Source organism: Aeromonas aquatica (assembly GCF_000764655.1).
Taxonomy (GTDB): Bacteria; Pseudomonadota; Gammaproteobacteria; order Enterobacterales; family Aeromonadaceae; genus Aeromonas; species Aeromonas aquatica.
This window is the reverse complement of sequence record NZ_JRGL01000092.1, coordinates 39587-59370: the sequence shown is the minus strand read 5'-3', so window position 1 is coordinate 59370 and position 19784 is coordinate 39587. Positions and strand designations below refer to the sequence as shown.

The 19784-nt window shown below is 56.5% G+C and carries 25 protein-coding genes; 6 read left to right on the top strand and 19 right to left on the bottom strand.

Going from position 1 to position 19784, the window contains the following annotated elements; all coding sequences use genetic code 11:
* Nucleotides 1-284: 284 nt before the first annotated feature.
* Complete coding sequence (locus LG30_RS22730; RefSeq protein WP_238566419.1) at nucleotides 285-521, bottom strand: hypothetical protein; 237 nt, start codon at nucleotides 519-521, stop codon at nucleotides 285-287.
* On the opposite strand from LG30_RS22730, the gene LG30_RS23005 reads away from it, so the two are divergent.
* Nucleotides 417-656, top strand: coding sequence for an HNH endonuclease (locus LG30_RS23005; protein ID WP_420796347.1), 240 nt, complete (start codon nucleotides 417-419; stop codon nucleotides 654-656). The genes LG30_RS22730 and LG30_RS23005 overlap by 105 nt on opposite strands.
* A 46-nt stretch (nucleotides 657-702) precedes the next feature.
* Here LG30_RS23005 and LG30_RS0110140 read toward each other — a convergent pair whose 3' ends face one another.
* From LG30_RS0110140 to LG30_RS0110070, 16 genes are all read right to left on the bottom strand, one after another.
* Entirely contained in the window at nucleotides 703-1452 is a 750-nt protein-coding gene (locus tag LG30_RS0110140) for a phage tail tube protein (protein WP_033130579.1), read from the bottom strand.
* A gap of 39 nt (nucleotides 1453-1491) precedes the next feature.
* Complete coding sequence (locus LG30_RS0110135; protein WP_033130578.1) at nucleotides 1492-1914, bottom strand: gp17 family tail completion protein; 423 nt, start codon at nucleotides 1912-1914, stop codon at nucleotides 1492-1494.
* Nucleotides 1911-2468, bottom strand: coding sequence for a hypothetical protein (locus LG30_RS0110130; protein WP_033130577.1), 558 nt, complete (start codon nucleotides 2466-2468; stop codon nucleotides 1911-1913). The genes LG30_RS0110135 and LG30_RS0110130 overlap by 4 nt, the downstream gene beginning before the upstream one ends.
* Nucleotides 2468-3007: a head-tail joining protein gene (locus LG30_RS0110125; RefSeq protein WP_033130576.1), complete on the bottom strand. Its 540-nt coding sequence runs from the start codon at nucleotides 3005-3007 to the stop codon at nucleotides 2468-2470. Before LG30_RS0110125 ends, LG30_RS0110130 begins: the two co-directional genes overlap by 1 nt.
* Nucleotides 3008-3015: 8 nt before the next feature.
* Complete coding sequence (locus tag LG30_RS0110120) at nucleotides 3016-3327, bottom strand: head-tail connector protein (RefSeq protein WP_052100972.1); 312 nt, start codon at nucleotides 3325-3327, stop codon at nucleotides 3016-3018.
* Between the two features lie 2 nt (nucleotides 3328-3329).
* The gene (locus LG30_RS22380; RefSeq protein ID WP_156139760.1) at nucleotides 3330-3503 is read right to left on the bottom strand and encodes a hypothetical protein; all 174 of its coding nucleotides are present in this window, start codon (nucleotides 3501-3503) and stop codon (nucleotides 3330-3332) included.
* 66 nt (nucleotides 3504-3569) lie between these two features.
* A complete protein-coding gene (locus LG30_RS0110115) occupies nucleotides 3570-4859 on the bottom strand; it encodes a phage major capsid protein (RefSeq protein WP_033130575.1) in 1290 nt (429 codons plus the stop codon).
* A 68-nt stretch (nucleotides 4860-4927) separates the two neighbouring features.
* Nucleotides 4928-5863, bottom strand: a complete 936-nt coding sequence (locus LG30_RS0110110; RefSeq protein ID WP_033130574.1) for a S49 family peptidase — start codon at nucleotides 5861-5863, stop codon at nucleotides 4928-4930.
* Nucleotides 5851-7104: a phage portal protein gene (locus LG30_RS0110105; protein ID WP_033130573.1), complete on the bottom strand. Its 1254-nt coding sequence runs from the start codon at nucleotides 7102-7104 to the stop codon at nucleotides 5851-5853. Before LG30_RS0110105 ends, LG30_RS0110110 begins: the two co-directional genes overlap by 13 nt.
* The gene (locus LG30_RS0110100; protein ID WP_033130572.1) at nucleotides 7104-7292 is read right to left on the bottom strand and encodes a hypothetical protein; all 189 of its coding nucleotides are present in this window, start codon (nucleotides 7290-7292) and stop codon (nucleotides 7104-7106) included. Before LG30_RS0110100 ends, LG30_RS0110105 begins: the two co-directional genes overlap by 1 nt.
* On the bottom strand, nucleotides 7286-9007 hold the full coding sequence (locus LG30_RS0110095) for a terminase large subunit (protein ID WP_033130571.1): 1722 nt from the start codon (nucleotides 9005-9007) through the stop codon (nucleotides 7286-7288). The genes LG30_RS0110100 and LG30_RS0110095 overlap by 7 nt, the downstream gene beginning before the upstream one ends.
* Before the next feature lie 9 nt (nucleotides 9008-9016).
* On the bottom strand, nucleotides 9017-9502 hold the full coding sequence (locus tag LG30_RS0110090) for a phage terminase small subunit P27 family (protein ID WP_033130570.1): 486 nt from the start codon (nucleotides 9500-9502) through the stop codon (nucleotides 9017-9019).
* Between the two features lie 95 nt (nucleotides 9503-9597).
* A complete protein-coding gene (locus tag LG30_RS0110085) occupies nucleotides 9598-9957 on the bottom strand; it encodes an HNH endonuclease (protein ID WP_238566418.1) in 360 nt (119 codons plus the stop codon).
* Nucleotides 9958-10064: 107 nt separating this feature from the next.
* Nucleotides 10065-10604: a DUF2514 domain-containing protein gene (locus LG30_RS0110080; RefSeq protein ID WP_033130568.1), complete on the bottom strand. Its 540-nt coding sequence runs from the start codon at nucleotides 10602-10604 to the stop codon at nucleotides 10065-10067.
* Nucleotides 10604-11095, bottom strand: coding sequence for a lysozyme (locus LG30_RS0110075; RefSeq protein WP_033130567.1), 492 nt, complete (start codon nucleotides 11093-11095; stop codon nucleotides 10604-10606). Before LG30_RS0110075 ends, LG30_RS0110080 begins: the two co-directional genes overlap by 1 nt.
* 2 nt (nucleotides 11096-11097) lie before the next feature.
* Nucleotides 11098-11304 (bottom strand): hypothetical protein, encoded by a 207-nt coding sequence (locus tag LG30_RS0110070; protein WP_052100983.1) that lies wholly within the window; start codon nucleotides 11302-11304, stop codon nucleotides 11098-11100.
* Nucleotides 11305-13097: 1793 nt separating this feature from the next.
* On the opposite strand from LG30_RS0110070, the gene umuD reads away from it, so the two are divergent.
* Together umuD and umuC are read left to right on the top strand one after the other, a co-directional pair.
* Entirely contained in the window at nucleotides 13098-13520 is a 423-nt protein-coding gene (gene umuD / locus LG30_RS0110060) for a translesion error-prone DNA polymerase V autoproteolytic subunit (RefSeq protein ID WP_033130657.1), read from the top strand.
* Nucleotides 13521-13523: 3 nt separating this feature from the next.
* Nucleotides 13524-14798 carry a translesion error-prone DNA polymerase V subunit UmuC gene (gene umuC / locus LG30_RS0110055; protein WP_033130564.1) on the top strand — a complete coding sequence of 425 codons (1275 nt, stop codon included), beginning with the start codon at nucleotides 13524-13526 and terminating at the stop codon, nucleotides 14796-14798.
* Nucleotides 14799-14842: 44 nt separating this feature from the next.
* Here umuC and LG30_RS0110050 read toward each other — a convergent pair whose 3' ends face one another.
* The gene (locus tag LG30_RS0110050; protein ID WP_033130563.1) at nucleotides 14843-15598 is read right to left on the bottom strand and encodes a COG4705 family protein; all 756 of its coding nucleotides are present in this window, start codon (nucleotides 15596-15598) and stop codon (nucleotides 14843-14845) included.
* A gap of 327 nt (nucleotides 15599-15925) precedes the next feature.
* Here LG30_RS0110050 and LG30_RS0110045 point away from each other — a divergent pair, with 327 nt between their 5' ends.
* The gene (locus LG30_RS0110045) at nucleotides 15926-16300 is read left to right on the top strand and encodes a hypothetical protein (RefSeq protein WP_238566417.1); all 375 of its coding nucleotides are present in this window, start codon (nucleotides 15926-15928) and stop codon (nucleotides 16298-16300) included.
* Nucleotides 16301-16419: 119 nt separating this feature from the next.
* Here LG30_RS0110045 and LG30_RS0110040 read toward each other — a convergent pair whose 3' ends face one another.
* Complete coding sequence (locus tag LG30_RS0110040; protein WP_033130562.1) at nucleotides 16420-18084, bottom strand: phosphoethanolamine transferase; 1665 nt, start codon at nucleotides 18082-18084, stop codon at nucleotides 16420-16422.
* A 412-nt stretch (nucleotides 18085-18496) separates the two neighbouring features.
* Between LG30_RS0110040 and LG30_RS21565 the strand changes: the two genes are divergently transcribed.
* Together LG30_RS21565 and LG30_RS21560 are read left to right on the top strand one after the other, a co-directional pair.
* Nucleotides 18497-19000, top strand: coding sequence for an ATP-dependent zinc protease family protein (locus LG30_RS21565; protein ID WP_081966139.1), 504 nt, complete (start codon nucleotides 18497-18499; stop codon nucleotides 18998-19000).
* A gap of 132 nt (nucleotides 19001-19132) precedes the next feature.
* Nucleotides 19133-19663: a phosphatase PAP2 family protein gene (locus LG30_RS21560; RefSeq protein ID WP_081966138.1), complete on the top strand. Its 531-nt coding sequence runs from the start codon at nucleotides 19133-19135 to the stop codon at nucleotides 19661-19663.
* The last annotated feature ends 121 nt before the right edge of the window (nucleotides 19664-19784 follow it).

Here is a 19784-nt window from a genome sequence, read left to right as displayed (position 1 = left end):
AAACCCGCCGGAGCGGGTTTATAGATGTCGTTATTTTGAAGAAGGCATACGGTAACGCATTGCATCATTAATTTATTTGTACGATATTTGGCCTGCCACATTCAAACGAATGGGGTGCCAGTCGGTTGAGCCGCTGGTGTAGTGCTGTGGGGAGATGTCCTTCCAGTACCCGCATTCCTATACATAGGTTGACGGGACTTCAACTTCAACATTGAAGCCCGTTATGGCCTGTCTGTATTACCGCCCGGGTTTCAAAACATTTTTTGGAGCCCTATATGGCAAGTTCAATTCAAAGGCAGCGTCACCGTGCTGCCGTCAATCAAGCCCATCGTTGCTATTACTGCAATATGCCGATGTGGGAAACAAACCCAGCACAGTTTTCTGACCGACACCGTATCAGTGAGCAGCAGGTAAACCTGCTCCAATGCACCGGTGAACACCTCCATCCTAAGAGCGAAGGAGGCTCCAATTCGACAGAAAATATTGTTGCTGCCTGCAAGTTTTGCAATCAGTCCCGACATAGAGAGAAGTCCCCTTTGACTGCCCCCGAATACAAAAGGAAGGTTCGTTCTCTCTCCAAAAAGGGAGAGTGGCACACATCAAAGATCCTAAAAATTGCCCAACCCTCGAAGATCATACCGGGGAAAAAAGGGTAGAAACTCATTGATGAATCGTGATGGCATCTATTGATGCCATCTTTTTTCAGTTGAGGATTTCCATCCGGTATGGCTCGGACTTGCCGGGCTGGGTCACCAGCGACCCCTCCAGCTCCCCTTCCATAAACTCGCCACTCATCAGCGCCAGTGCGCCCTGGGCGGCCAGCATGGCCTGGTCGATGGTGACGCGCACCCGCTGGCCGGGGTTGGCCAGGTTCTCGCCGTCGATCAGGAAGTAGCGTGGCTTGAGGGTCTCGGTGGTGCCGGTGTAGGTTGTGCCGGTCACGGCCGCCTTGGTGTAGCTGACCTTGCAGGCCGCAGCAGCCTGATCGCTGATGGCCATGATCATGTTGCCGTTTACCTGGTAATCGGTGTCGAGTACCAGCGCGGTACTGCCAGCACTGAGTTTTACGGTAATGGTGCCCGGCTTGATAAAAGCAGTGGCAAGCTCGACCCAACCCAGCTTGCTGAGAGTTACCAGCTCATCCACCACCGGAGTCTCGGCCTGGGTGAAAGCCACCTGCTTGCCGGCGATGGCATCGGCCAGCAGCTGTTTGGTCATGGAGTCCCATTTCAGGGAGAGCTTGGCCGGGTCTTTCGGCAGTTGGACCGAGTCCAGCGCCTGTCCGAAGGTACTGCGCTTCTTGGAGATGCGCGACTTCTCCTCGGTGGTCGGCGGGGTGACGGTGATCTCGTTGACGTTGATGGGGCCAATCAGGGGCCCTTTCACGCCGTTGTTGATTTCGGCGATGTAGACATCACCGGCCAGCAGCAGGCCTTTGTCGGTAAATGACATGCTTGGATGCTCCTATGGTATCCAGATGGTGGTGCCAACCTAGAGGCTGGCGGTATAGGTGAGGCTAAATTGGATGGAGGTCAGCAAGGTGTCGCTGCCGATTTCTTCGGGTTCCAGATTGATGGTGCCCACCGAGATAGTGAGCAACGTCGTGCCCGGCAGGGGGATCCCCGCCGTCGAGGGCACCAGCGCCGCCAGCACCTCTGACAGCAACCGGTCACGCCCTGGCCGCCCGTCACTCGCGGGCTGGTAGAGGTCCACCTGAATGTTGCGGGTGCGCTTCCACTCCCGCCCCCGCCGCTCCGGTTTGACCTCGGTCAGCTCCCGAAAATGGGCCAGCGGCAGTGGGGTATGCTGGTCGATCTGCGGGTCGCTGTCGCACACCCTGTCTTCTGGAGACAGTGCTGGCACACTGCGCAACTTGGCCAGCAACGCATCGATGATGACGGTCGCTTCGGTCATGTCACTCTCCTGCTGAAGGTGCTGGCAAGGTTGGCTTGCAGCTCGTCGAGAAACTGCTCTGTGATGATGTCGTTCCACCAGCCCCGCAGGCCCACACCACCCGCCATCACCAGCCGAGGCTTACCGGCTTTCGCATAGCGGATCATCGGGCGGCGCTTCTTGCCGTAAGGGTTGATAAAACCGTAGACCTGCACACGCTTGCCGCCCCGCAGCACCCAGACGCTGGCCCGGGTACCGGTGCCATCGGTACGCTGGCTGGCAAATTTGACTCGGCTGAACGGGATCTTCTTCAGGTCCAGGCTGATGGTGGCAACGTCGTTGCTGGCGTTCGCCTTGTCGAGCCGTATCCGCGCCCTGACCGAGGCCGTATTGAACCCATCGGCGGCGATCCGGTTCACGATGTCACTCCGGGTGTTGGCGGCCACTTCATTGACCACGGCCACCAGCTGCTTGCGGATCGTGGCAGGGAGCGCCTTGAATGCATCGACGCTATCGCTCAGGCCGGTGACGTTGATCGCCCTGGCCCTGCGCTTGCGGCTAAGTCCGCCCGGCATCAGACCACCATCACTCGCAGCGTGGTGCCGTTGTCACTGCCCTCAATCAGCCCATCGATACGGTATTGCCGGCCACGTAAGGTGACCTGGTCACCCTGGCGTGCAAAGGGGGGGACGAGCTCAGGCAGGATCAGGTCTATCTGGTGTCGCGGTTCGCTGCGGGCCCCCACCATCACGTTCTCAGCCGCCAAGAAGGCGGTGACCGGATAAGGTTCGCCCTGCTTCGGGGTGTAGGTCGCTGGCTCACCGGAGAGTTTGCGGGCGGAGATCTGCAAGGCGCCAGGCTCGCTGGCGGTGTCTTCGATCAAGTACCAGCAGGCATTCCCCTTCAGCAACTGCCCGGGCAGGATATCGCCCCGAACCCGCACCGTGATTAGGGTCGAGCCGGTCGCATAGATACTGGCTTGGGCCTCGCGCCCTGCCGCCTTCGGATCAATGATCTTCGCCCACAGTTTGCCAAGCAGCGGCCATTCTGGGGGGGTGCCGGTTGCGGCGCCAAAGCGCGTCAGCCGGGTGTCGAGTTCGCCACTTTTAAGCATGCATCCCCCTAGCCCACCACGATGTCACGATAGGGATGGATCAGTGAGTCATACGCCAGCGGCAGAGTCGTTGCGATGGTGCCCGTCACCACGGCCTCCCGGTTGGTGTACCAATGGCCGATCAGCAGCAAGGCCGCCAGCTTGAGCGCTGGGGTGAGAGGCTGCCCCTCCTCCCCTGTCGCCACCAGCGGCTTGTTGATGTCGGACTGGATGTGGCTGATCGCCGCTTCAATCAAACCGGTCAGCAGCGCATCTTCGTCGGTCATCTCCGGTTCAATACGGCACTGCGCCTTGGCCTCTGCCACGGTGATCAGCAACATGCTTACTCCTCACCCTCGGCTGCGGTGTAGGCCTCTGCCACGCCACCGTCGATCAAGGCCTGTGCCTTGGCTGCATCAAATCCGGTGATATCGCCGGGGCTGTAGTTCTTGAAGGGGCGGATGACCTTGATAAGCGTCACGACGGGATCGCTCCCCGCCTTGTCTGGTTTGGCCATGATGGCTCTCCTGAACGGTCTTGATAGTGAAATGGAAGGGGCCACGAAGTAGCCCCATGGCAGGGTTTACCAGGTAACGGCGGTCCCCAGTACCAGCCCTTCAGGATGGCGGAAGCCCACATCGTGGTTGCCGACCAGCCGGATCAGGGATTGGTTGCGGGCATAGGCGCTGACCAGCTCGCCAGCGGCATCCACATAGGTGGCCTCGCGACTGAAGTCGATGGTCATGTTGTCCTGCTCGCCGATCACCACATCGTTCCAGTCGGCGAAGTAGATCTCGGTCTGATTGGTACCCGCGCCGAGGTTCACCGGGATGGTGTTGGTATGGGCAATCGGGTAGCCCTTAAGCAGGCCTTGGGCCATCTCCGGATAGAGCTTGTTGCCGTTGCCATCGCGCAGACCGAACAGCTTCATCCAGGAACGCGGGCTCATGCCCCAGCCCGGATTGATCATCATGGAGTCGGAGCTCATCAGCTTCAGGATGAGCGAGTCGAGGTAGGCATCAATGGTGGCCAGATCCGCCGTGCCAGTCCAGGCGATGGTGCGGCCCGCATCGGTGGCCACCTTCTTGAAACCGGTCGGGGTGTTGTTGGAACCGTCGTCGCGCAGAAACGCCTTGTCCTCGCGGCTACCCATGGCCGCGATCATGTCACCCAGCACCAGTTGCTCCACGTTGTACCCGGCGCTCCCGATCAACTGATTGCTCATCGGGACCAGGGTGATGATGGTCTTGGCCGAGAGCTTCACATCATCGAAGCTACCGCCGGTGGCCTTGGCATCAATCCCTTCCCCTACGTAGCTGGAGGTCGCGCCGCCGGACATGCGCGGCATAGAGAGGTTGCCGTTGGGCAGCGGCACCGGGCGAGCGCCGAGCTTGCGCACGATGGTGCGCGGGCGCAGCAGCTCGATCAGCTCGGAGTGCAGGTTCTCGGGGATGAGTGCGCCACCGGAGCCGGCCGCGGTGCCGATCACCATGGCGATCCCGGCATCGCCGATCTCTTTGGCGGCGAATTGCTCGGCCAACTTCATATCCCCCTTGCCAGCGGCAACGGCCATGGCGAGGCGAGCCATGCCAGCACCAGGGTACTGCTTAAGCTCGGCCTTAACGTGGATGGCCGAGGCACCAATGACTGCGACAGAGGCAGCTACCGGTACCGCTTGTTGAGCAGCCAGCCGCTCTGCAGTTTCCAGACGGGTGATCTGGGCACTGATTTCCGCGACTTTGCTCTCGAGTGAAGTGAATTCGGACAACTGCTCTGCACTCAGAGCCCCGCCCTGCTTCTCAATGTCAGCCAGGGCGGTAATCTGGGCGACGATTTCGCCACGCTCGCGGCGGAGGGTTTCGATAGTTTTCATCGAGTGGTTTCCTTTGGGTATAAAAAAAGCCCCTGATGGGGCTTATTGGGATGGGCTCCGCCGCAGGGCTAGAGCTGGTTCTGCAATTCGATGGCCTTGGCCCGAAAGCCGACGGACTGTTGAGGTTTGCCCTGATTGGCCACGCTGGCGGCAAGGGCGTTGAGATAATCCTGGGGATTGGCCAGCTCGTCAGCCATGCCATTGGCCACGGCTTCACTGCCGCTAAAGAGGGCTGCTTCGGTGGCCTTCACCTGCTCGATGGGAAGGTCGCGATAGCGAGCGACGGAGTTCACGAACAGCTCGTAGGCCTGATCCATCCGGTGGTTGATGGAAGCCATCGCCCCCTCGGATAGGGGTTCGTGAGGGGAGCCGTCCTTCTTGCGCTCGCCGCGGTAGAAGGTGGTGAAGGTTAGACCCACCTCCTGCTCCCACTTGCTCACCTCCATGTGCTCCATGATGACGCCCACCGAGCCGCAGCCGCCGGTCTCGCTCACCACCACCCTGGTGCAAGCGGATGCGATGAAGTAAGCGGCCGAGTAGGCGGCAAAGTTGACCAGGGCGGTGATCGGTTTGACGCTGCGCTTGGAATAGATGTATTCCGCCAACTCCTTGCAGCCCACCGCCATGCCACCGCCGGAGTTGATGTCGAGCACGATCTCCTTGACCCGTTCGTCGGCCAGCGCAGTGGCGATCTGCATCCTCACCCACTCGTAGCTGGTCAGCTCGGTGCAGGTAGCATCGATGTGACCACGCCGCGCCATCAGGATGCCGTGCACAGGGATGACTGCCAGCCCGCCGATCCGGTTCTTGAACTCGCCCTTGGCCTCCAGCGGAGCAGGCTCGAACCCGTCCGGCAATTCATCGGCAGCCATGATGTCTCGCTGGTTGCCCAGCATGCGTGGTAGCAGCAAGCTCTTCACCCCAGCCAGTACATCCTGGGTGGCATAGAGTGGTTGGCCAAACGCCATGCTGGCCAGATGGGGATAATTGATCAGCTTCGGCATAGGATGGCCTCGATCTCGTTGAGTTGTTCGGTGCTGGCTTTGGTGATGCCTGGTGGGAGTGAGCCGGTGCTCACCATGTTGAGCGGAGTCAGGTAGATATCTCCACCTGCTACCGGCGGCAGGTTCTCCAACCGGCGAATATCGTTGACACTCATCCAGCCCCATTGGCGACCGAGGGCATAAGCCTCATAGCGGGACTTCTGATCTGCCCGTAACAACCCGGAGACGTTGAACTCGATGTAAAGGTTCTTGCGCTCCGCAGGCAACAACAGGTCACGCATCATCGCGCCTTCGATCCGCTTGACCCAAGCCAGCAAGGTGTAGATGACAAACTGCAGCCCCTGGTGCTCGATGTTGTTGTTGGTCGCCCGCTCCAGTTCGCCGATCATGTGCGGCGGTACCTTGTAGAGACGGCAGATCTCGTTGGCCCCGTACTTGCGGGACTCCAGCAACTGCGCCTGCTCGTTGTTCATGGCGAGCTGTTTGTACTGCATCCCCTCCTGCAGTAATGCGACCGAAAAGGCGTTGCGCAGTCCGGAATGGCGCTCTACAAACTTGCCGAGGAACGCATCCACCTTGGCCTGGGTATCGAACTTGGCGCCATCCTTCGGGCTCTCGATGACACCCGAGAGGGTCGTGCCGTTAGCAAACACCCGTCCCGCATGCTCATCCACCGCCATGGCGAGCCCGATGGTGTCCGGGTTGGTCTGGATCGGTGACAGCCCCAGGTAGCCATCAAGACTGAACGCCTTGACGTGGTGCACCATCCGCATCGGCAAGATCTGGTTGCTGCCATCCAGCAACTGGTAATAGGGCAACCCATCCGGCCCTTTGAGCACCGCTACCTTGTCCGGGTTGATGGGAATGAGCTCTGTGATGAAGCCTCGCCCATCCCGGTCGATCAAGCTGTAACTGTTACCACGCAGGCCCAGGTGACCCATGCGCTGCTCATTGAATTCAAACGCTGTGTCTTTCTGGTTAGGCTGGTTGTGGATGAGGTCGTACAGCGGGTGGTCAGTTGCACGCAGCCGCTGGTCATCATCTCGACGGTAGAGCTCACAGGGGAGCTGCGCCACGGACTCGGCCAGCAGGGTGACACAGGCACGCACTACCCCTTGCGCCAGGGCAGTCTCCGGCGTTACCAGCACACCGGCCTTGGTCGTCTTACCCGCCATGCTGCTGATCCACTGACTGAAGTTGCCGCCCTTGCGCCCGCTGCCGAACATCATTGGCAGGAACATTAGCTATCCCCCTTGTGGCGTTTGGCGAACTCGGCGGCAGCCACTGCTCGACTCATCATTAATGACCAGATCAGGCAGAGCAGACCGCCCACTATCCAGCCGAGCGGCGGGGCGTAGAGGCTGGCGCCATAGGCCAGCGCCGCAGCCCCCAGCAGGCCCACGATGAAAATGAAAAGTTGTGTCAGCATAAAACGTCCGAGGTTTCGTAGATGGAGCGGTCATCGCCGCGATCCGGCACCATGGCGCGGGCGATGGTCATGATCAGCGCCACCGCGCCGTCTATCTTCTGATCCGCGCTCTCCTTGACCGGGCGCACCATGTCATCGTTTCCGGGTAGGTTCTTGCCGATCACATTGCCGATACACCAGGTCATCAGGCTGTTGCCGTCGTGGTGGAAGCGGCCGGCCTGGATCGCAGCCTCCAGCTCCTTCATTCCGGCGGACATGTTCTGATAGTTCTGGGTGATGGTGATGGGGGTCATCCCCTCATCTGCCAGCGAGTGAGACAGGGCAATTGCCCCTGCCGGATCGAGTGGAGTCTCCAGCACCTTGTTGGCCAGGTTGGCCTCTTTGGCCTCTTCGAAGATCTCGCGATAGTCGATCTCTGCCCCATCGGTGGTGCTGAGCTCGCCCAGGTTGACCCACTTCTGGTATCGCTCCGCCAGACGCCGGTTATCGTTATCGAACACGGTATCTTCCGGCACCCAGAACCTGGGGGCGACCGAGTAGTAGTGGCGCTTGCCGTCGATATCGCGCCAGAACAGCCGCGCCATGGAGTTCATGTCGAGCTTGCGGGCCAGGTCGAAACCGAGGATGCACTCGTCACCGTCGAACTGCTCCAGGGTGAGGCTCTTGTCTTCGCAGGCCGCCCAGCGCTGCATGTTGTAGAACGCCGTCTTGGCCGAGACCCAGACGTTGAGGTGTTTGGTTTTGAAGATGTTGGCAAAGCGGGCCGACTTGATGGCCTTGGCCTGCTGCGCCAGCAGATGCTCGGAGTAAACCGAGATGCCCATGTTCGGATTAGCCTTAGCTAACACCTTGGGATCCGCCCAGTCATCACCCTCGTCAATGGTGTAGATGATCCCGAACAGCTCATCGTCCGGCACCGTGCCAGCCAGCATCTCGATTACTTCCCGCCGCTTGTCGTAGCAGGGGCCGTCGATGTTGTAGCCGGCAGTGGTGATGACCCACATCAGCGGTTGGCGGCGGGCGCCCATACCGGTGATCATGGTGGTGTAGAGGTCGTCGCTGTCATGCTCGTGGTATTCGTCCACGATGGCGCAGGATGGCGACTGACCGTCACCCGGATTGCCAATCAGCGGCTCAAAGCGAGCACCGTCAGCAGGGATATTCAGGTTGCTGGCGTTGACCTCGATGCCGTAGTGATCGAGCAGCGCTGGGGTACGCTTGGCCATCAGGCGGGCGGGGCGGAATACCTCCCACGCCTGTTTTTCAGTGGTGGCGCCGGAGTAGACCTCGGCACCGAATTCGTTATCTGCCGCGAAGCAGTAGAGGCCAACCGGAGCGGAGAGCGCCGACTTGCCATTCTTGCGGGGGATCTCGTTGTAGACCTCGCGAAAGCGACGCAGCCCGCTGCCCTTGCGCACCCAGCCAAACACGCAGCAGATGATGAACAGTTGCCACGGCTCGAGGTTCAAGGTCTGGCGCTTGAAGGCCCACTCCCCTTTGGTGTGGGGCATGAGCTGAACGAACTTGGCAGCCCGTTCGGCTTTGTCCTTGTCGAAACGAAACCGGAACTTGGCCGACTTCTCTTTGGCCAGATCATCGAGATGCCGCTGGCAGGCCTGGATCACGTAGCGGCAGGCGGGGATGTTGCCGCGCACCACATCGCGGGCGTAGCCATTGGCCACGTTGACGTAGGGATAGCTTTTGCGTGCGGCCATAGTCCATCCCTACAAAGCAGCGAACGGGTTGCCTCCTCCCTTCTTCTTGTTGCCGCCGATCAGGCGCGAGCGGCTGGAAGGGTCCAGCCCGAGCAGGGCCCCGTATGTGGTCATTTGCTTGAGTGATTCGTTGGCGACGGTACAGGCCGGATTTTTGACTGGACCACCAGTGGCCCCTTCAACCACCAGGCCGTGCCTGGTGATCTCGATCTCGGCTCTGCGCCAGCGGGAGTAAGCGGCGCAGAATGCCTCCAGGTTGTGCAGATCGGTGATGCACAGTACCTCGGCGGCGCACAGCTCTTTGATCACCATGTCCCATAACGTGGGGGCCCACTGGTCTTCTGCCAGCCACTCTGGGCAAGCGACCCCGATCAAAGGGGTGAAGGTAGGTTCGTTTTTGTTCAGCGCCCGCTTGCCGGCATTGCCCCCTAAGCGCTTCAAGGCCGTCGGCTTGGGCTTCCTACCGCGCCCGGGCACGGTAGCTGCACCGCCCATCGCGCCCTCCATTTAAATTTTTAATTTCGCGGGTATAAAAATTTCACGGGGCGGAGCAGTGGTGAGGTCGAAAAGCTGGGAGGATTTGATCCCCCCTACCCCCTCCCCAGCCCCGCCCGGCGGGCTGCCAGCGCCTCTGCCCGCGTCTTGGTGGCGTGGCAAGGGTCGCAGATGCTCTGCAAGTTATCGTCATCATCGGTGCCGTCAGCGGCCTTGTTGACGATGTGATCGACTTGAGTCGCTGGCGTCACAATGCCAAGAGCAAGGCACACCTGGCACAGGTAGCTATCCCTCACCAGGATCCGCTTGCGCCGCTTGCGCCACGCCCAGTCATAGCCGCGATCATCGGCGCTGACCTTGGCGACCTTCTTCCACCCATCGAGCAGATGTATGTGGGCTGGGCAGTAGCCATGCCGCTCGATAGTCAACTGATGGCAGGTACGATCTCTGCACACCTTGGGAACTCGTGGAGGCATGGCTGCTACCTGGTTGGTGCCGCACCGGCACACATTAACGCGGGACGACCCGCCAGATGGTAGAGTGACCCGGTGCGGCGATTCGGTTACTGCCGGGTAATCAAGGAGTCGTAGGCTCTTTCGCAGGCCAGACCGGATGCTCGAGCTCGGTCATACGCTGCTGCCAGCTCACCCGCTCTTTCGTCAGCCCTGCCGAGCAGGTCGGCGAGCACCATGGCAGGTTGCCCGGCTGCCGGGCCTCCCTGGGAAGCGCCGGAACCGCTGGTGCACTGACTTGCTCTGGCTGCCAGGCGGCGGGCTTGCTCACGCAACCGACCAGACTCAAGGCCAGCAGCAACAGCATCAGCTTGTGCTTGGGCGATTTGTTCTTGTGCATGGTCTCTCACCTCATCGATTTTTGCCTGACGGCGCTGTTCTTCCTTCCGAGCCTCCAGCTCTGCCTTGGTCCTGGCAGTAGCGAGGCTGGTAGCCTCTTCATTCCACTTCACCTGCCAGGTCTTGCGCTCCCCCTCCTCCCCAGCAGCATGACCAGATCGATAGAGCGCCACCCCACCGCCGGCCAGGGCGGCTATCACCAAGGCGCCGGCCAGAAATGGCACAGCCTTACTCTGTGGAGTCACTCCCATCATGCCCCCTTGCACTTAGTATTGAGGCGCAGCCGGTCTTTCCAGAGCCCCGGGCATACCCGGTTCCCTGGCGCTGAACAGTCCTGATTACCGGATCGCTTGAACAGCAGGATCGCCTCACAGGCCCCGGAGTAGTCGCCAGAGTTCAGGCGCTTCACGATGGTGGAGCGACAGAAGGCACCGGGGCCAATGTTGTGGGAGAGCTCGACATAGGCGTCGAACTCATACTGGTGGAGTGGCACCTTGATGCAGGCCTTGAGGGAATCCTCGAATACCCGTACCTCCCGAAGGCTCCGGTTCACCGCGGCGACGGGAGTGATGGTGTCCCCCATCTTGACCCCTTCGGTGCTTCCAAAGCCGATAGTGGGGAGCTTGGTACCGTGTACCGGATCGGGGTAAGCCATCGGCTCAAACCCCTCCCGATTCAGGAGCCCCACAAAGCCCGCAGCACTGAGAGTGAGCGCCGCTATGGCAATTCGCACTTTTGTCATGCCTACCCCACCTGCTTGGCGCGTGGCTTGATGATGTTCGACCAGATAAACCAGCCGATTTGCACTGAAAGCCATACTAGCGTCGCGATCAGCACCCAATCGTTCAGCGAGACACCAGCCCACGACATACTCACCACTGCGACAGGAGGGGCTGATTTCGCAGTTTCACCGACCACTGTGGTAGCGAGCTGCTCATGTCCTTGGTTCATGAATCCCCCAGAAACGAAAAACCCCGGCAAGGCCGAGGTTTGGAAAGGGAAATAAAAAAGGACTGAACCCTTTCGGGTGCAGTCCTCCATCATTGGCTTTCACTCTACACAAAATTGCTTTTGACTGTCAACGGCCACCCGTTGGCAAGTTACTCCACCACACATCGAATGGCGCCACGCTAGTCATACTTTCTGGCGCACTATCCATCACAGCCTTATGGATCATGCTCAGGTCATAACGGCTAATCTGGAAGCTACCAAGGAGAACGTCGCCACTGCTCGTCCGCTTCACATATACTCCAGGTTTAGTAAACAATACTGCGCACTGCTCAGCCTCCCAGCTTGGTAAGCTGCCAACCCATCCTTGCACACACAGCTCAGCCTGCTTTCGCGAAATATAGCTGTCACCGAACAGCAAAACGACGCACCCAACGACCAGTGTCACCATCAAAACGCCAACTACCCAAACCCGTTCCAGATCCACTTTCCCTCCTAGGGCCAATCCCTGCTGTAGATATAAGCACCTCACTAAAACCACTCATACACGCAATTTGTTGCAGTGCCGCCAGCTCCGCCCAGCATGCCCCCATATCGCAACCTGCCCGCTCATGAGCCTGGATCACCATCTTGAGCACAGAGTTCCCAGTCCCGAGGAGCTGGGATACCTTGAACTCCATAAGCTCATCCCCATTAACTTCAGCTGTGAAAACCCCTTTCCCCTGCCAATAACGGAGCGGATATTCAGTCATTAACATAATAGCGAGCCTCCGGCATTATCTGCTCGGATGAAAATTAAGTGCATGAGTTATTTGGCATGGGCTGCCAGTGGGGATAATTTACAGACCTGTAATTCTGTCTGTCAATGACAATTTGATAAAAGACAGGTTTTCAAGGTTCAGCCTAGAAAATCTGTTCAGATGCTACAAACCACTCTCGGTCTCACGAAACGTGGATTTCGCTACATTCTGTAAATTATAGTTTAGAAAGCAGTCAACTAGAGTTGACTCATATTAAAAATGCCATATGTGAAATATGGAGCAATGTCTTGCTACGACATTGACGATTATAAGCAAACGATAGTTTATTTATTTTTAGTTGAAGCCAATATTTTTAATTTCATATTGTCATTATTACTATTTAGCCGCTCTCACATCGGTGAACCCCAGACCAAGACAAGAACCAAATCTTTGTCGTATCACTACAGCTCGCTTGCACAACACCAACGCAGACCGCGTTTTACATCAAGATTGCAATCTTGATGAGTGGCGGTGCCGGACAATGACGGACCCTCTCGAACCCCTCCATGGTAACGGATGGCGACTGAGCCCGCATGCGGCCTGATATTGTCGACGTATCTACTTTTGTGCTCCCCTCATGATTATATAATCACAGAATCAAATAATCATTGACGGTTGTCCATCATCAGAATTTCAATATTGATTGTTAGGATGTTCCCACATGGATATAAACAATTGACTGCCCGATAAAATATTGATTCCAAGAAAAGCATTAACAAACACATCTTGTGTGCTCTATGCGACCAAAAGCCGACCAAAGAAAATCATTCATATGGTTTATCCATATAGGCAAACGAAAGTTATTAATAATTGTCCTGCTGCGACATAGTTCGTGCTGAAATTATAAAATGTCTCACCACGACATTTTAGCCGCTAAAATGATTTTAATTGGCAGAGCTGGCGCCAGAGTCAACTGAAGTACATCCCAACTGGCACCTGATGCGGACAGCAAAGGCCCTTGCTATACTGTATAAAAACACAGTAAGAGCCAGAACCATGCTTGCTATCACGCATCCATCACCCGACAGCCTTGAGCTGCCGCTGTTCCTTTCGCCTGTCGCCTGTGGCTTCCCCAGCCCGGCCCAAGACTATGTGGAGCAGACCATCGACCTGAACCAGATCTGCATCGAGCATCCGGCCGCCACATTCTACGTGCGCGCCAGTGGACACAGCATGGTCAGGAAGGGGATCCATGACGGCGACCTGCTGGTTGTCGACAGGGCGGTAGAGGCCCGCCATGGCGCCATTGTGCTGGCCTGCCTGGATGGCGAGTTCACCGTCAAGGAACTGCAGGAAACGCCACGGCCCGCCCTACTCCCGGCCAACCCCGATTTTCCTCCTATTTATCCGCAAGAAGGGCAGGAGCTGGAGATATTCGGGGTCGTCACCTTCGTGCTCCACAAGACCAAGCAGGGGTAAACCATGCCCACCGCCATTGCCCTGGTCGATGTGAACAACTTCTACGCCTCCTGCGAACGCCTGTTTCGGCCTGATCTGAAGGGGCGGCCCATCGTGGTGCTCTCCAACAACGATGGCTGCGTTGTGTCTCGCAGCCCAGAGGCCAAAGCACTGGGGATCAAGATGGCGGTGCCCTACTTCCAGATCCGCGAGCTCTACGAGGAGCAGGGAGGCATCTGGTTCAGCTCCAACTACGCCCTCTACGGCGACATGTCGAACCGGGTGATGACGACCCTGGAGAGCATGGCGCCGGCGGTGGAGGTCTACAGTATCGATGAAGCGTTCATCGAGCTCGGGGAGTTCTGGGCTGGCGACCTGATGGCCTATGGCCGCCAAGTTCGCGAGCGAGTGCAGCAATGGACCGGTCTCACCGTCGGAGTCGGCATCGGGCCCACCAAGACTCTCGCCAAGCTGGCGAACTACGCCGCCAAGAAGTGGCCGGCCACCGGCGGTGTGGTGGATCTGCGTGATGAGGGGCGCCGCGCCAAGCTGATGGCCATCACCCCGGTTGAGGAAGTCTGGGGGATCGGGCGCAAACTGACAGCCAAACTGACGGCCCAGGGCATCAACACTGTGGCTGACCTGGTAGTGGCCGACCCCAAGAGCCTGCGCCGTCAGTATGGCGTCGTCGTCGAGCGCACCGTGCAGGAGCTGCGGGGGATCCCCTGTGCCGAGCTGGAGCAATTGGTCCAGGCCAAGCAGCAGATCATCTGCAGCCGGAGCTTCGGCGAGCGCATCACCGACTTTGTCCCCATGCGGGAGGCACTGGCCGGCTACATGGAGCGGGCTGCCGAGAAGCTGCGGGCCGAGGGGCAACGGTGCCGCCACGTCACCCTCTTTATAAGGAGCAGCCCCTTATCGGAGCGGGAGACCTACTACGGCAACCAGATATCGACCCGGTTGCAGACCCCCACCTCAGATACCCGTGACCTGCTGGCACTGGTTGAACCGCTGCTGCGCCGGATCTGGCGGGATGATGTCCGCTATATGAAGGGGGGCGTCATGCTGGCCGATTTCACCCCGGTCAGCATGCACCAGGGAGATCTTTTCGCTGACCCGCAGCAGGATCCCCGCAGCGAGGCACTGATGCAGGTGATCGACAAGATTAACCAGGGGCGGCTGGGGAAAGTCTACTTTGCAGCAAGAGGGAGAGACCCCAGGGAATTGACGATGAAACGGGAGCAACTCAGCCCCCGCTATACCACCGATCTTGGGGAACTACCGGTGGTAAGGCGATAGTCCAAGCAGACATGGGCAGGCCTCTCTTTGCCTGTCCAGATCCATTATTGCCGCTGCCGTGTCGGTACGGATTGGTAAGCGACCAGTAGGAAGATGCACACAAAGAATACGAGGCTGGTGCTGGTAACGCCGAAGCCAAGGCCGCCATGTTTTTCGGATTGTGATAACCAGTCTCCGATGGAGGCGCCTAATGGGCGAGTCAAAACATAGACGATCCAAAATGACAGCACAGTGTTCATTTTTAACCGGTAATGGGCGAACGCCGTGGCGGCAATCAAGGAGCCAAATAGCACAGTGGTATTCATATAGCCGATATCCATCCCCTCAGAGACCCAATCCCCCGCCGCAGTCCCCAGGGCAAAGGTAACAAGGATGGCTGCCCAGTAAAAAAGCTCGCGTTTACGGCTATCAATGGCGCGGATAGACAATGTTTTTTCCTGTGCATACCAGATGCCGAAGGTGATCAATAGCACCACCGTAAAAACGCTGGTTGAAAGTGCCAATGGCACTCCCATTTGGTCGGTCAAATTATCTGTCACAAGAGTGCCAAAAATGCTTACCAGCACCACCGCCAACCAGTACTTCCAGGGAACGTAGTGCGCTGACGTCAGTTGTATCAGCAAAGTGGCGATCAGCATGCCCCCCATCAATACGGATGTCGTCGTTAGCCCCAGATGCAGGTTGAAGATCAGATAATCGGCCGCTGTTTCCCCCACGGTCGTCGACATCATCTTTATCAACCAAAAAATCAATGTGATCTCGGGTACCTTGTTGGCTGGATTATTGGTGTTGGTATACATAGTTCACCTGATCCTACGGTTAGACAAATAGCCCTTCATCACAGAGTGGGGGATATTCCTTAAGAGAGGATTAAGGCCCCAGATGAAAATCATATCTTGCTGATAACAGGGAATAATTGCGGAATGTGCGGAAGTTCTAATGGGTGTGAAATGAGTTACGTCCCCGCTATCCGAGGAACGATTGATATAGGGTGATAAGATCACACCGAGCACTCAATGAGGTCCGCCTAGTCCATCAGGATTCGGGAATCAATGCCGTGCCTGGCTTACACTGGATTAGGACGCTGTGGACGAAAACAGGCGACACTAGAGCAGTGCATGGAGAGCATGATGAAAGCGATACATACCGGCGTCATATTGTTCCTGTTGAGCACAGGGGCGCAGGCGAATGACAGCTTCAACAGCGAACTGAGCCACGCTATTGGGGGGGCCGCAATGGGGGCGGGGTTCACCGCCTTGTCCAATTACTATGGCTATTCGGCACATCGGGGATGGATCGGGTTTGGCATCTCAACCGGCATTGGGGTAGCCGGGGAGTTAATTGAACGCGCAACGGGAAAGGGGGACTTCTCTGCCCTTGATGCAGGGTCCAATGCGCTGGGGGCCGCGATAGGCGCCTTTATCACCGATCGCTGGATCCTGGCGCCCGTCCTGTTACCCGAGGAGCACTATGCGGGACTGATGACCAGCTACCGTTTCTGATGGGGGGTCAATTCAGACAGCAAAATAGGATGCCCCCCCTTCATACTCAGTCAGTGGTTACTGCTGTCAGCGATAGACCTCAACTGCCAGCAGTACCAAAACTCTTTGTGATAGTTGTGTCACGGCGCTATGGATGCTTGTGTGGTGGTGTTCTGCACACTCTGGGCGCGGCAGGGTTTGAACAGATCCAGCCCCCCCTCATAGACCTTGGTCTGCACATCCATAATGCCAAGCATGGAGTGGAACAAGTTATCGTGAGAGAAGCGCTTGCTGCCCGCCTCCTGCTGCAGACAATCCATGTTCAGCTGGCGATCTGCCTGAAACTGGGGAGAGAACCAGGTCAGCAGTGGCACCTTGGTTTGATCATCCGGTGCAAACTTGTAGGGGGTGCCGTGCAGATAGAGCCCCAGAGCGCCGAGTGATTCGCCATGATCCGACAGATAGACCAGCCCCACGTTGTACTGGCTCTCGAGCGTCTTGAGTTTGGCAATGAGCTGGGACAGCACCTTGTCAGTGTAACGGATGGTGTTGTCGTAAGTGTTGACCAGCTCCGCGTTGCTGCAGTTCTCGATATCACTACGCTGGCAGTCCGGAACAAAGAAGCGATCGGTGGTGGGGTAGCGGCGATAGTAGGTGGGCCCATGGCTACCTATCAGGTGAAACGCTACCAGCTTGTCGCCCTGCTTGCTCTTCATGTCGGCGATCTGCTGATCCAACCCCTGTAACAGCACCTCGTCGTAGCATGTGTCCCCGTCACAAAGAGCAGGGAATTGCTTGGGTTCGATTACGATGGTGGGCACATTCTTACAAGCCCCCTTGCAACCACTATTGTTATCCTTCCACAGCACGGACACCCCGGCATGTTGCAGCACATCCAGCACCCCATCCCGCGACTTGGCCAAGGTTTCATCATAGTCTCGTCGGGTCATGTTGGAGAACATGCAAGGCACGGAAACCGCAGTGGCGGTGCCACAAGCGCGGACGTCTTTGAAAGAGACCAGCCCCTGCTCTTGCGCAGTGAAATAGTTAGTCGGCTTCTCGTAACCGTTGAGAGAATAGTTCTTGCTACGTGCCGTCTCACCCAGCACCAGGAACATCAGAGTCGGCTTGTCACTCATGCTAACCACATGGGCATCGGTACCGAGTTGCAAATAGGGAGTCGGTGTCGTGAACAGGTTCCTCTTGACGTATTTGAAGAGGCCACTCACATAGTTGGCTGGCACGATTTCCTTGGAGAGAACGTTGTTGTTACGCCCGACAGAGGCGTAGTCCTGATAATAGAGTGCGGCAACTCCCATCAGAAACAACAGAGACATGGCGATCCCGCCAAGCCGCATGCCCAATCCCTTGTACCAAGGGCGCGGATATTCGATCTTTACCCACAACAGACACAGCGTTGGTAGCAAGCCGGTCAACAGGAACCAGGTCACCACGGAGAAATTGAGGTAGGAACTCGCCTCACTATGATTGGTCTCGAAGATGTTCTGCATCATGCCAGCATCGAAGATGACGCCATATCTCATCATTGCGTAGCTGACGATAGAGCCTGACAAGATTAACAGACAGAAAAAAGGTTTGAGCAGATAGCGAAAGGTGAACGGCAGAAACACGGCATTAAGCGCGGCCAGCAACACAAACGGAATCGAGAGAGCAAAGCCCACCTTGACATGCTCAAGCGCATGCAAAATCGTGTAGAAATGCAAGAAGATAGTACCGTTGAATACAAGTGCAAACAGCAATACCAACAACAGGTTAACCTTCATCACATCCAATGTGGGACGCATCCGTTTACTCCAAAAGCAATATTGAAATGGCAGCCCTGCATAGGAGCTCAGTTTTTGGCGCCCGGAATCGCCATCTTTTTCCGTAAAGACAAGCGCTTTTACATCAATAACCGGACATATCGTGATTCTATTCAGGTAACCTTAAGGAAGAATTAAGCCAAGGCTCAATCAGGACAACCGCTGGAACACTCTAAAAAAGACCTCGATGAGTCGCCATCATAGGCTTCGTTGGAAGCCTGTCAAGCGGATACTACTGGCCCCCATTAAGCTGCTACCCCCTCCTATTGCCGACATGATTGTCGCAGCCTCCTCTTTAACACTTCAAATACATGCATGTTATTTTTATGAATCACCTTAAGCGTTCCTTAATAAACACGCCCTATAGTCAAAATTAATTAGGGGGTAGACGCACATGTCAAAACTAATACTTTCAGCTCTGCTGCTAATGGCTGCATCATTATCAGCGGCGGATAACATACAAGCTATCTACGGTTGGGTCGAACACGGTATCATTTTGCCTAATTCAACCCCGCTAGAAATGAAGTTCGATACCGGAGCGAAATCATCCTCTGTTGATGCTAATGGCATCGAGCTGTATGAAAAAGACAATACACAATGGGTTAGATTTAACATTGACATAGAAGGTGGAAATTCAGATAAACCTAAGTCAGTTCCATATGACCTGCCCGTTATACGCAAAGTGAAGATCAGCGGTGCAGGTGGTGAGGTTCACAGAGTGGTTGTCTTAATGGATATCTGCATCGGCGGCCATTCCCTGAAGAAGGAAGAATTCACACTCGCCAACCGTAGCAACAAGAAATATCCCGTACTGATTGGACGCAGTACCTTGCAACACCTGGGAGCATTGGTTGATTCATCCAAAAAATTTATTCGAAATGGCAAGTGCAGCATCTGATGCACCCAAGCACCACCATTGAATAATATCCATAAAAATCAAATTCATTATTAATGATCACCCCCATGCCACATCACTTCCTGATATCGACCGAGGGGCTTGATCAATAAAAATAATAAAAGGGAGCTTTCTATGAAAAGGACATTGATATACGTCGCCATGATGGTAAGTCATGTCGGTTCCACACACGCAGCCAGTACGTTTGAAACTTATGGCGACATTGCACAATTTGCCATCCCCGCTATTGCAACAGGTATCTCCTGGTATAAAGGTGACTACGAGGGGATGAAAGAGCTAGGATTTGGCGTGCTCTCCACCACCGCAACGGTTGAAATATTAAAATTTAGCGTTGATGCTACTCGTCCAAATGGTTCCCCCCATAGTTTCCCCTCTGGACACACGGCATTAGCATTCAGTGGTGCCAGTTACTTGCAAATGCGTTATGGATGGAGTTATGGACTTCCAGCATATATTGCGGCGGGTGCAGTGGGCTGGTCGAGGGTAACATCGGATAATCATTATTGGCGTGATGTCATCGCCAGCGCAGTGATTGCCACTGGCTTTAGTTATGCTTTCACCAGCCCCTATGAGCAAAAGTTAGCCATATATCCCGGCTTGTTGGAAGACGGAGCCCAAGGAGTTTTAGTGAGCTTCCGATATTGAATGCCGATCAGAGATGCATAGAAACTACTGTTAAATACATTTCAATCCATCTGCTGATATCGTCGGAGCCCTCATCAGGAACAACCAGACCGCTTTTGCCAATCGATAACGTCTTAATTGA